Consider the following 11,196-nt stretch of genomic DNA (forward strand, 5'->3'; position numbering starts at 1 on the left):
CATCCTGGTCCGGTGCAGGTCAGCGTCGTCATCCCGTGCTACCGCTCGCAGGACACGGTCCCCCACGTCGTGGCCGACGTCGTCGAGCTGCTCGGCTCCCCTGGCTCGGGCGTCGACGACTTCGAGGTCGTCCTCGTCGTGGACGGCAGCCCCGACGGCACCGCCCGCGTCGCGCGCGACCTCGCGGCGGCCCGCCCGGACCGGGTCCGCGCGGTGGAGCTGCGGCGCAACTACGGCCAGCACAACGCCCTGATCGCGGGCATCCGCCGCGCCCGCTTCCCGGTGGTCGTGACGATGGACGACGACCGTCAGCACCGCGCCGACCAGATACCGCTGCTGCTCGCCGCGCTCGGCGACGACGTGGACCTCGTCTACGGGGTCGCGGTCGAGGAGGAACACGGCGCGCTGCGCTCGCTCGCCTCCCGCATGGTGAAGCGCACCCTTGCGATGGCGGGCGTTCCCAAGGCCGACGACGTGTCCGCGTTCCGCGCGTTCCGCACCCCGCTGCGCGACACCTTCCGGCACGTGACCGACCCGTACTCGTCGCTCGACGTGCTGCTGTCCTGGGCGACCACCTCGATCGGCCGGGTCGTCGTCCGCATGGACGAGCGCACGGTCGGCACCTCGTCGTACACGCTGCGCTCGCTCGTGCGGCACGCGCTCAACATGGTCACCGGGTACAGCAACGTCCCGCTGCGGATGGTGGCGTGGCTCGGGTGGTTCTGCGCCGCGCTCGGCGTGGTGCTGGGCGCCGTCGTGGTGTGGAAGTTCGCGGCGGGCGACACGACCGTCGCGGGCTTCACGACGATCGCCGCGATGGTCGCGCTGTTCTCCGGCGCGCAGATGCTCTCGCTCGGCGTCATCGGCGAGTACCTCGGCCGGCTGCACACCCGGAGCATGGGCAAGCCGACTTACGCGGTCCGGCGGGACACCGGGCCCGCGCCTGCAGACGAGGACCTCCAGGGGCGCGACGCATGACCCTGGACCGGTCCACCGAGGTCCTGCCCTCCCCCGGGGCGGGTGCCACGCGCCGGTCCCGGCGCAACGCCGCGCCCCGCACCGACGGGCTCCCGGCGCTGGCGCTCGCGCTCCTGCCCGCGGTGGTGGCCTTCGCCGGCATCGCGGCGGTCCTGCACCGCTACGGCACGCCGGTGCCGGTGACCCTCGGCTACCTCGGGTACCTCGGGCTGGCGGCGACGCTGCCCGGCGCGCTGGTCTGGCGCGCCGTGCGCGGCCGACGGGTCTCGCTCACCGAGGACCTGGCGGTCGGCACCGCGATCGGCCTCGCCGCGCAGGTCCTGCTGGCGTTCGCTCTGGCGCCCCTGCACCTCTCGACCTGGTCCTGGCTGTGGGCGCCGGCCATCGTCGTCGCGTCGGTGGCCGTGCCCGGCTGGCGAGCGCGCGCCTGGCGCCGTCCCGCCACCCCCTCGACCGCGACGTGGTCGGCGTGGGTGCAGGCGGCGACCGTCCTGGCCGCCACCGTGTGGCTCGGCGCAACCGCCCTGGCCGCGAACCCGGTGACCTACGTCGACGGCTGGGGCCCGTGGAGCCGGGCGGTGCCCGTCTCGGTGTACGTCGACCTCCCGTTCCACCAGGCCATCGCCGGTGGCGTGGACGCCCACTACCCGCTCGTCTACCCGTACCTGTACGACGAGCCGCTGCACTACCACCTCTTCGTGTACGAGCACCTCGCGGCCGCCTCGCACGTGGCCGGGCTCGACCTCACGTGGCTGCTGTACCGGCTCGCCCCCACCGCGCTGCTGGCGCTGGGGGTTGTCCTGGTCGGCGTGCTCGCGCGCCGGCTCACCGGGTCCGCGTGGTCGGCCCCGCTCGCGGCTGCCGTCGTCACAGCCTCCTCGGCCGCCAACGTGTACGGCTGGACGCCCTTCCCGTTCCAGAACCCCGGCTTCCTGCACTTCGCCGTGTACCGGAGCCCCACCCAGACATTCGGCCTCACCCTGTTCCTCGCCGCGATCACCGCGGCCGTCGTCCTGCTGCACGAGGGAGGGCTCCGCCGCCACCTGCCGCTGGTCGCGGTCTTCACCGTCCTCGCCTGGGGCGCGGGCGGGTCGAAGTCGACGTTCCTGCCGGTGCTCGGTGCCGGCCTGGGGCTCGCGCTCGTCGCGGCCCTCGTGCGGCGGGACCGTGCCGCACGCGTCGCCGCGGCGCTGCTGGGGCTCTGCGTCGCCGGGTTCGGCCTGCTGCTCGTCGTGGTCCTCGGTGGGCAGTCGGGCAGCCTCGCGATCACGCCGCTGACCACGACGCGCGCGTTCGCGGCGGCCCAGCTCGTCGCCGACCCGGCCAGCACGCGCCACACCCTGCTGATCACGGGGCTCGGCCTGGCGTCGTGGCTGTGCGCGAGCGCGGGAGTGCTGCTGCTGGCCCGGCGCGAGACGCTGCGCGACGTCACGTTCTGGCTGCTGCTGGGGGTCGCAGGCTCGGGCATCTGCGCCTGCCTGCTCACGACGGCCAACGGGCTGAGCCAGCTGTACTTCCTGTACGCGTCCTGGCCGGCGCTCGGCATCCTCACGGCGTGGGGCGTGGTCGCCGCCACCCGCACCTGGCCCCGGTGGACGCGCACGCTCGTTCCCGTGGGCCTGCTCGCCGGCGCGGCGCTGGTGTGGGCCGTGCGCCGCGCTGACGGTCTGGAGGCCCCGACCGCCGCACCCGCCCCCGCGTTCCCCTACCGGGCCATGCTCTGGCCATGGCTCTGGCTCCTGGGCGCCGCGCTCGTCGCCGCCGCGCTCGTCGCGCTGGTCGTGCGCCTGCGCCGCCGCGAGGGATCGGCCGTCACACCGGTGACCGCGGGGCTGCTGACCTTCGCGGTGCTCCTGGCCGGGACCTCCCTCTACCAGCGGACACTCGAGACGGCGCACGCCGCGGTCTCCGTGGTCCGGGACGGCCAGGGCCCCGGCGAGGGCTACCCGGTCCCCCGCGACGGGGCGCTGGCGGCGCTGTACGTGCGGGACCACTCGGGCACCGACGAGGTCGTCGCGACGAACGCGCACTGCTACGGCCCCGAGGACGCCTGCGACGCGCGGCACTTCTGGGTCTCCGGGCTCACCGAGCGCCGGGTGCTGGTGGAGGGCTGGGCGTACCCCGAGGGGTTCCGGCCCGGCCTGACCCGCACCAGCCCGTTCTGGGACACGGACCGCTACGAGGCCAACGAGGCCGTGTTCGACGACCCGTCGGACGCGGCGGTCGCCCGCCTGCGGAACGAGTGGGGCGTCCGGTGGCTCGTGGTCGACCGGACGATGGGCGTCGAGAGCCCGGAGCTGCGGGAGCACGCCACGCTCGAGCTCGAGCTCGACGACGCCGCGGTCTACCGGATCGGCTGACCCCGCCAGCCGGGCGCGGGTGTCGGGCTCCGGCGGGCAGGCTCAGGCGGTCACCGCGCGCGCCCGCGCGGACCGACGCACCACGAGCAGCCCCGCGACCGCCATCACCGCCGCCGCGGCGACCCGGGTGGCCGACCAGGCCCCGTCGACCGGCAGGAGCGCCCCGAGGGCGCTCACGGCCGCCCAGAGCAGCATCACCAGCGGCATCGCCGGCGGCCACCAGGGGTACTCCGCGACCCGTCGCTGCACTGCGGTGGTCCCGGCGGCGAGAAGCAGGTAGGCGACCAGGTAGCCGGCGCCGATCCCGGCCAGGCCGGTGGTCGCGGCGAGCGCCGCGGCCGCGCCCAGCCCTACCGCCACCGCGAACGGGGTGCTCAGCGCGAGCCAGCCGGTGCGACCCCGCGCGAACACGAGGTGGCCGCTCGCCAGGTACACCACGGACGGGAGCGCAGCGGCGGAGGCCAGCGCGACGGCGGGGACCAGCTCCGCGTGACCGTACGTGGCGGGCGCCGCCAGCCGGACCAGCCAGGGCGCCAGCAGCGCCACGCCGCCGGCGAGCACCGCCGCGACCAACGCGATCACCCGCGTCGTCTCGTCGAGCACTCGGGCGCGGTCCGTCCGCGCGGCGCGGTAGACCACGGGCGCCCACGCGTTGTTGAGCCCCGCGGTCACGACGGTGGCGCCGGCACCGACCGTCAGCGCCACGTTCGCACGCCCGCCGTCGCCGAGCACCCGGTCGGCCACGACGACCAGCCCGGCGAGCGCGAGGTAGAGGGACACCTGGTGCGGCACGGTCGGCGCGCCGACGCGCAGCGCAGCGGCGACCCCGTGCCGGGTGAGGTGCGGCCGGCCCGAGCGTGCCACCAGCGCCAGGCCCGCGACCCCGGCCAGCAGGTACCCGCCGGCGACGCCTGCGAGGTAGACGGCCGCCGTGCGCTCCGCTACCACGACGGCCACGAGACCCGCGGCGGGCCCGACCAGGCTGGCGGCGACGGCGAGGAGCACGAAGGGTCCCGGCCGGTCGGCGCCGCGGAGGAAGGCCTGCGCCAGCACCATCCACGCGCCCCCGGCCCCGGCGACCAGCGCCAGCAGCACCTCCAGGGTGAACGGCCGTCCGAGCAGCACGGGAGCCCATAGCGGCCCGGTCGCCGCGACCACGGCGGTCAGGACCGTCGCGATGCCTGCGCCCGCGACGACGACGCCGCGCGCGCCGGCGGCGCCGTCCGCGTCGAGGATGTACTGCCTGGTGATCGCCGCGCCGAGCCCGAGGGCGACCAGGATGTAGGCGACCTGGAGGACGACGGTCGCGACCGCGACCAGGTCGTACTGCGCGACCGGCAGCAGCCGGGTGACGACCGGGATGACCGCGAGCGACGCGAGCGCCGGGCCGGCCGTCGCGATCGTGTACAGCGACCCGCGGCCCAGAACGGCGCGGGTGGCGGACGGCTCCGCGGCGGGAGCCGGCCCGGCCGGCGGCACGCCGACCCCCGGGTCCGGGACCGTCACGGCCTAGCGCCCCGCGACCGCGCGCCGCACCTCGTCGATCACGCGGTCCACCTGGGCGTCCGTGAGGTCGGGGAAGAGCGGCAGGGAGATCTCCTGCGCGTAGTAGGCCTCGGCGTTCGGGCACTGGCCGCGCTGGTAGCCGAGGTCCGCGAAGACGGGGTGCCAGTAGGCGGGCACGTAGTTCACCTGCACGCCGATCCCCGCCGCGCGCAGCGCCTCGAACACCTCGCGCCGGCGGCCGTCGAGCACGCGCAGCGGGTACAGGTGCCACGCCGGCTCCGCCTCGGTGCGGCGCGCCGGGGTGAGCACGCCGTCCAGGTCCCGCAGGCCCTCGTCGTACCGGGCGTGGATCTCGGCGCGCCGGGCGCGGAACGCCTCGAGGCGGCGCAGCTGCGACGTGCCGAGCGCGGCCAGCACGTCGGGCAGCCGGTAGTTCAGGCCGAACTCGTGCACCTCCTGGTGCCACGGGCCCTCGTCGGGGAACCGCTGCAGGGCGGGGTCGCGCACCAGGCCGTGGTTCTTGAAGCCGCGCGCGCGCCGCTCGAGCTCCGGGTCGGACGTGACGACCGCGCCGCCCTCGGCGGTCGTGAGGTTCTTCGTCGGGAAGAACGAGAGGGTCGTGAGGTCGGCGAAGGAGCCGACGGGCCGGCCGCGCCACAGCGAGCCGATCGAGTGGGCGGCGTCCTCGAGGTACAGCGCGCCGTGCTCGTGCGCGAGCGCGGCGAACGCCTCGGGGCTCGCGGGCAGGCCCGCGTAGTCCACCGCGGCGACCACGCGCGTGCGGTCGGTGAGCGCGGCGTGTGCGGCCTCGACGTCGAGGTTGCCGGTGTCCGCCTCGACGTCGGCGAACACGACCGTCGCGCCGTGCAGCGCCGCCGCGGCGGCCGTCGCGACGAACGTGAGCGGCGTCGTGACGACCTCGTCGCCGGGGCCGACGCCCGCGGCCGCGTACGCGACGTGCAGCGCCGCCGTGCCGGAGGTCACGCTCACGGCCGCACCGCCCCCCACGTGGGCCGAGACGGCGCGCTCGAACGCCTCGACCGCGGGGCCCGTGGTCAGCCAGTCGCTGCGCAGCGCCGCGACGACCGCCTCGACGTCGGAGTCGTCGACGGACTGCCGACCGTAGGGCAGCACGCCGGCCGCCTCAGGCGAACCGCGCGACCATGTCGCGCAGCTCGTCGGGGCCCAGCCACAGGTCGTTGGTGTCGGAGCGGTAGGTCCAGCCGTCCTCGACCGGCTCGCCGCCCTCGGGCGCCTCGTAGCCCCAGCCGCTCACGTACGGCATCACGACGTACCGGTCGCCCAGGCGCACGGTCCGCCGCGAGTCGTCGGGCGCGATCATCTCCTCGTGCAGCTTCTCCCCCGGGCGGATGCCGATCTCGTGCATCGCGGAGCCCGGTGCGACGGCCTGCGCCAGGTCCGTGACCTTCATGCTCGGGATGCGCGGCACGTACAGCTCGCCACCGGTCATGAGTTCGAACGAGTCGAGGACGAACTGGACGGCCTGCGGCAGCGTGATCCAGAACCGCGTCATGCGCAGGTCGGTGATCGGCAGGGACTCGCCCTGCTCGGCGAGCCGGCGGAACACCGGGATGACCGAGCCGCGCGAGCCCATGACGTTGCCGTACCGGACGACGGAGAACCGCGTGTCGTACGACGCCGCGTAGTGGTTGCCCGACACGAACATCCGGTCGCCGCAGAGCTTCGTGGCCCCGTAGAGGTTGATCGGGCTCGACGCCTTGTCGGTCGACAGGGCGACGACCTTCTTGACACCGGCGTCGATGGCGGCGTCGATGACGTTCTGCGACCCGTTGACGTTGGTCTGCACGAACTCGAACGGGTTGTACTCGGCGGTGTCGACCTGCTTGAGCGCGGCCGCGTGCACGACGTGGTCGACGCCGTGCATCGCGCGCGTCAGGCGCTGGCGGTCCCGGACGTCGCCGATGAACCAGCGCAGGCGGGGGTCGTCGTCGAGCTCGCGGCGGACCTCGTACTGCTTGAGCTCGTCCCGGCTGAACACCACGAGGCGGCGAGGGTCGTGGTGCTCCAGCACCTCGCGGAGGAACGCCTTGCCGAAGGACCCGGTGCCTCCGGTGACGAGGATCGAGGCTCCCGAGAGCAGAGACATGCCGTGGAACTCCAGACGGATCGGGTCGGTGGACGGGCAGCGGGCCGACGGGGCCGCACGCCAGATAGAGCATCATGGCACGGTGCGCCCGGACCCCACCGCCCACCCCGCTCGCGTCGTCGCCGTGATCCAGGCCCGGACCGGGTCGTCGCGGCTGCCCGGCAAGGTGCTCCTGCCGCTGGCCGGCCGTCCCGTGCTCGGGTGGGTGGTCCGCGCGGCCCTGGCCGCCCCGGGCGTCGACGAGGTCGTGGTGGCCACGTCCACGGCCGACGGCGACGACGCCGTGGCCGACCTCGCGGCCGACCTGGGCGTCGGGGTCGTCCGCGGCAGCGAGCTCGACGTGCTGTCGCGGTTCGTCGCGGCACGTGACGCGACCGCCGCCGACGCGGTCGTGCGGCTCACCGCCGACTGCCCGCTGCTCGACCCCGCGCTCGTCGGTGCGGTCGTCGGCGCGTGGCGGGCCGACCCGTCCCTCGACTACGTCGCGACCACGCTGGTGCGCACGCTGCCGCGCGGGCTCGACGTCGAGCTGGTGTCCTCCGACGCGCTCGACCGTGCCGACGCCGTCGCGCGGGACCACCACCGCGTGCACGTGACCTCCGCGCTGTACGCCGAGCCCGGCGCGTACCGGACGCTGGGCCTCGTCGTGGCGCCGGACGCGCACGACCTGCGGGTCACGCTCGACACCGCGCAGGACGCGACGCTGCTCGAGGCCGTCACCGCCGCGCTCGGCGACGCGCCGCCCGCGTGGCGCGACCTCGTGGCGCTGCTCCGGTCGCGGCCCGAGCTCGTCGCCCTGAACGCCGAGGTCCGGCAGAAGGCCCTCGAGGAGGCGTGATGCGCGTGCTGCTGCGCTGCGACGCCAGCGCCGGCTCGGGCGTGGGGCACCTGGTGCGCTGCCTGGCGCTCGCGGAGGCCGCGCGGGCGCGGGACTGGGACGTGGTGCTGCTCGGCGACGTCGACGCACCCCTCGGCCGGCGGCTGGTGGCCGCGGCGGGCGTCGAGGTGCGCCCGGCCCCGGCCGACCTGCCGCGCGCGGTCCGCGAGCAGCCGGACCTCGTGGGGGCCGACGTGCTGCACGTCGACCACTACGACGTGCACGGCGACCTGCGCCGCGCGGGCGGTCCGCTGGTCTCGTCGATGGAGGACGGCACGTTCGGCCGCCGTCCCGCCGACGTGGTCGTCGACTCCACCCTCGGGGCGGAGCACGCGGACCGGCCCGCCGACGGCTCCGGCACGGTCCTGCGCGGCGTGCGCTACGCGCCGCTGCGGGACGCCGTCCGCGCCGCGCGCCGCGCAGCGCCGGACGAGCGGCGCGACGACGTCCTGGTCGTCATGGGCGGCACGGACGCGTTCGGGGTGAGCGCCGCAGCGGCGCGCCTCGCGGTCGCCGCGGGTGCGCCTCGCGTCCGCGTCGTGGCCACGGGCGAGGGCGCCGCGCAGGTGCGTGCGCGGGTCCCGGAGGCGGAGGTCCTGGGGCCGCAGGACGACCTGCCCGCGCTCGCGGCGGCCTCGGGCGTCGTCGTCAGCGCCGCGGGCACGTCGGTGTGGGAGCTCGCGTGCGTCGGTGCCGCCACGGCGGTCGTGGCGGTCACCGAGAACCAGCGGACCGGTTACGAGCGGGCGGTGGCGGCGGGGATCGCCGTGGGGCTCGGCCCCCTCGACGCGGTCCGTGCGGGCGACGACCGGGCCGTCGGCCCGCTGCGCGCGCTCCTGACCGATCCCCGGGCGCGTGCGCGGCTCGGCGAGCGGGGACGCCGTCTGGTGGACGGCCTCGGGGCCGACCGCGTGCTCGACGCGTGGTGGGCGGCGCTGGGCCGCCCGGTGCTGACGGCCCGGACGGCGACCCCCGACGACGCCGACCTGCTGCTCGGGTGGCGCAACGACGCGGGCACGCGCGCCGCCTCGCGCGACCGGGGGCTCGTGACCCGCGACGCGCACGTGACGTGGCTGTCGCGCGTGCTCGCCGCCCCCGACAGGCTCCTGCTGGTGGTCGAGCGCACCGGGCGTCCCGCCGGGACCGTGCGGTTCGACCGCGTGGACGACGACCTGTGGGAGGTGTCGATCACGCTCGCGCCCCACGCGCGGGGCCGTGGTCTCGCGCCCGACGTGCTCGCCGCGGGCGAGCGGGCGTGGCGCGCCCGCGTCGGCCCCGGCCCCGCGGTGCTCGCGTCCGTGCGTCCGGACAACGTCGCGTCGGCGCGGCTGTTCGAGGCGGCGGGCTACCGGCCCGTGGCACCCGGCGACGACGGGCTCGACCGGTACGTCCGCCCGGGCGGCTGACGGGTCGGTGACGCCCCGGGGGCGCGTCACCGACCGGCGGTCAGACCAGGTCCCAGCTCAGCGCGGTGCCGCGGGCGACGTCGGCGCGGAACGTGCGCCCGAGCACGACGTCGAGGTGGACGGGCTCGAGCCCGCCCGCCGGCCGGATCGACCTCACGTTGTCCGCCGTGACGACGTCGCCCGCCCGGACGTCCTCGACGACGTACAGCGACCGGCGCAGCCGACGGCTCTCGTCCTCCCCGGCGGTCGGGTCGAGCCGGACCTCCCCGAGCGCCTGCCACGCGACCTCGGTCTCGGTCGCGAGCGCGGCGAGCTCGTGCGGCTCGAGCGAGAAGTCGGAGTCGACCCCGCCGTCCGCGCGCGCCAGCGTGACGTGCTTCTCCACGAGGCACGCACCGAGCGCGACGCCCGCGACGGCGGCGCCGATGCCCTTGGTGTGGTCGGACAGCCCCACGACGACGTCGAACGTGTCACGGATGACCGGGATCGAGCGCAGGTTCGACTCGCTGGGCGACGCCGGGTACGACGACGTGCACGCCAGGACGACGACCTGGTCGTTGCCCTCGCCGCGGATCGTCCGTACGGCGGTGTCGACGTCGGTGACCGAGGCGGCGCCCGTCGAGATCACGACCGGCTTGCCGGTGCGGGCGACGCGGCGCAGCAGCGCGAGGTCGCCGATCTCGAGCGACGCGATCTTGTACAGCTCGACGTCGAGGTCCTCGAGCAGGTCGACGGCGGTCCCGTCGAACGGGCTCGAGAACGGCACGAGGCCGTGCTCGCGCGCCCGGGCGAAGATCGGCGCGTGCCACTCCCAGGGCGTGTGCGCCTCCTCGTAGAGCCGGTAGAGGTTCTTGCCGCCCCACAGCTCGTGCCCGGCGGACACGCGGAAGGCCGGGCCGTCGGCGTCGATGGTGATCGTGTCCGCGCGGTAGGTCTGCAGCTTCAGCGCCTGCGCCCCCGACGCGGCGACCGCGTCGACGATGGCGAGCGCGCGGCCGAGGTCGCCGTTGTGGTTGCCGGACATCTCCGCCACCACGAACGGCCGGTGGTGGGCGTCGACGACGTGCGCGCCGACGGTGATCGAACGGTCCGCCATCAGCCGAGGACCCCCGGAGCGGCCGCGGCCCAGCGCTGCTGCCAGTCGCCGATCGGCTCGACGCCGACGGCGCGCAGCGCGTCGTGCCCGAGGACGGAGAACGCGGGACGCTCGGCGGCGCGCGCGGCGCCCTCGCTCGTGGTCGGGCGCACGATCTGCGGGTCGAGACCCGCGGCGGCGACGACGGCACGCGCGAAGCCGCACCACGTCGTCCGGCCGGACGACGTCGCGTGGTAGGTGCCCGCGGGTGCCCCGCCGTCGACCAGCCGCACCGCGAGGTCCGCGACGTCGACGGTCCACGTGGGCTGACCCGCCTGGTCGTCCACGACGTCGAGGCTGCCGCGCTCGCGTGCGACGCGGGCGATGGTCTTGGGGAAGCAGCTGCCGCCCGCGCCGTACAGCCACGCCGTGCGCAGGATCAGGTGGTCGGCGCCCGCGGCGCGCACCGCCCACTCCCCCGCGAGCTTCGTGCGGCCGTAGGCCGACCGCGGGGCGGCGAAGCCGTCCTCCGCGTACGGGTCGGTCGCGTGCCCGTCGAACACGTAGTCGGTCGACACCTGCACGAGGCGCGCCCCGTGCCGCACCGCGGCCCGCGCGAGCGCCTGCGGCCCCACGGAGTTGACCGCGAACGCCTCGGCCTCGCGCGTCTCCGCGTCGTCGACCGCGGTCCACGCGGCGCAGTTCGCCACCACGTCGAACCCGGCGACGGCGTCCAGCACCGCGGCGCCGTCCGTGATGTCGAGCTCGTCGCGGTCGAGCGCGACGACCTCGTGCCCGTCCGCACGCACCCGCGCGACCAGGTCCTGACCCAGCATGCCCCGGGCACCCGTGACCAACCAGCGCAC

Annotated in this window: 9 protein-coding genes; 4 read left to right on the top strand and 5 right to left on the bottom strand. The window is 76.0% G+C overall.

The window, feature by feature from the left end:
- Positions 1-12: 12 nt before the first annotated feature.
- Positions 13-978, top strand: coding sequence for a glycosyltransferase family 2 protein (locus tag CS2_RS07260; RefSeq protein WP_070319457.1), 966 nt, complete (start codon positions 13-15; stop codon positions 976-978).
- Positions 975-3,338 carry a hypothetical protein gene (locus CS2_RS07265; protein ID WP_070319458.1) on the top strand — a complete coding sequence of 788 codons (2,364 nt, stop codon included), beginning with the start codon at positions 975-977 and terminating at the stop codon, positions 3,336-3,338. The genes CS2_RS07260 and CS2_RS07265 overlap by 4 nt, the downstream gene beginning before the upstream one ends.
- Positions 3,339-3,380: 42 nt before the next feature.
- On the opposite strand, the gene CS2_RS07270 is transcribed toward CS2_RS07265, so the two are convergent.
- Genes CS2_RS07270 through pseB form a run of 3 tightly spaced genes read right to left on the bottom strand, consistent with a single transcriptional unit; the run spans position 3,381 to position 6,972 of the window.
- Positions 3,381-4,844: a lipopolysaccharide biosynthesis protein gene (locus CS2_RS07270; protein ID WP_070319459.1), complete on the bottom strand. Its 1,464-nt coding sequence runs from the start codon at positions 4,842-4,844 to the stop codon at positions 3,381-3,383.
- 3 nt (positions 4,845-4,847) lie between these two features.
- Positions 4,848-5,978 carry a UDP-4-amino-4,6-dideoxy-N-acetyl-beta-L-altrosamine transaminase gene (gene pseC, locus CS2_RS07275; RefSeq protein WP_070319460.1) on the bottom strand — a complete coding sequence of 377 codons (1,131 nt, stop codon included), beginning with the start codon at positions 5,976-5,978 and terminating at the stop codon, positions 4,848-4,850.
- 10 nt (positions 5,979-5,988) lie between these two features.
- Positions 5,989-6,972, bottom strand: a complete 984-nt coding sequence (gene pseB / locus CS2_RS07280; RefSeq protein WP_070319461.1) for a UDP-N-acetylglucosamine 4,6-dehydratase (inverting) — start codon at positions 6,970-6,972, stop codon at positions 5,989-5,991.
- A gap of 82 nt (positions 6,973-7,054) precedes the next feature.
- Here pseB and CS2_RS07285 point away from each other — a divergent pair, with 82 nt between their 5' ends.
- Together CS2_RS07285 and CS2_RS07290 are read left to right on the top strand one after the other, a co-directional pair.
- Positions 7,055-7,810: a cytidylyltransferase domain-containing protein gene (locus CS2_RS07285; RefSeq protein ID WP_233421096.1), complete on the top strand. Its 756-nt coding sequence runs from the start codon at positions 7,055-7,057 to the stop codon at positions 7,808-7,810.
- Positions 7,810-9,255: a bifunctional UDP-2,4-diacetamido-2,4,6-trideoxy-beta-L-altropyranose hydrolase/GNAT family N-acetyltransferase gene (locus tag CS2_RS07290; protein ID WP_070319462.1), complete on the top strand. Its 1,446-nt coding sequence runs from the start codon at positions 7,810-7,812 to the stop codon at positions 9,253-9,255. The genes CS2_RS07285 and CS2_RS07290 overlap by 1 nt, the downstream gene beginning before the upstream one ends.
- Positions 9,256-9,295: 40 nt before the next feature.
- Here the strand turns inward: CS2_RS07290 and pseI are convergent, their stop codons facing one another.
- Both pseI and rfbD read right to left on the bottom strand, forming a co-directional pair.
- Positions 9,296-10,351, bottom strand: coding sequence for a pseudaminic acid synthase (gene pseI / locus CS2_RS07295; RefSeq protein ID WP_070319463.1), 1,056 nt, complete (start codon positions 10,349-10,351; stop codon positions 9,296-9,298).
- Positions 10,351-11,196: a dTDP-4-dehydrorhamnose reductase gene (rfbD, locus tag CS2_RS07300; RefSeq protein WP_070319464.1), complete on the bottom strand. Its 846-nt coding sequence runs from the start codon at positions 11,194-11,196 to the stop codon at positions 10,351-10,353. Before rfbD ends, pseI begins: the two co-directional genes overlap by 1 nt.

The organism is Cellulomonas iranensis NBRC 101100 = JCM 18110, assembly GCF_001552375.1.
GTDB lineage: Bacteria > Actinomycetota > Actinomycetes > Actinomycetales > Cellulomonadaceae > Cellulomonas > Cellulomonas iranensis.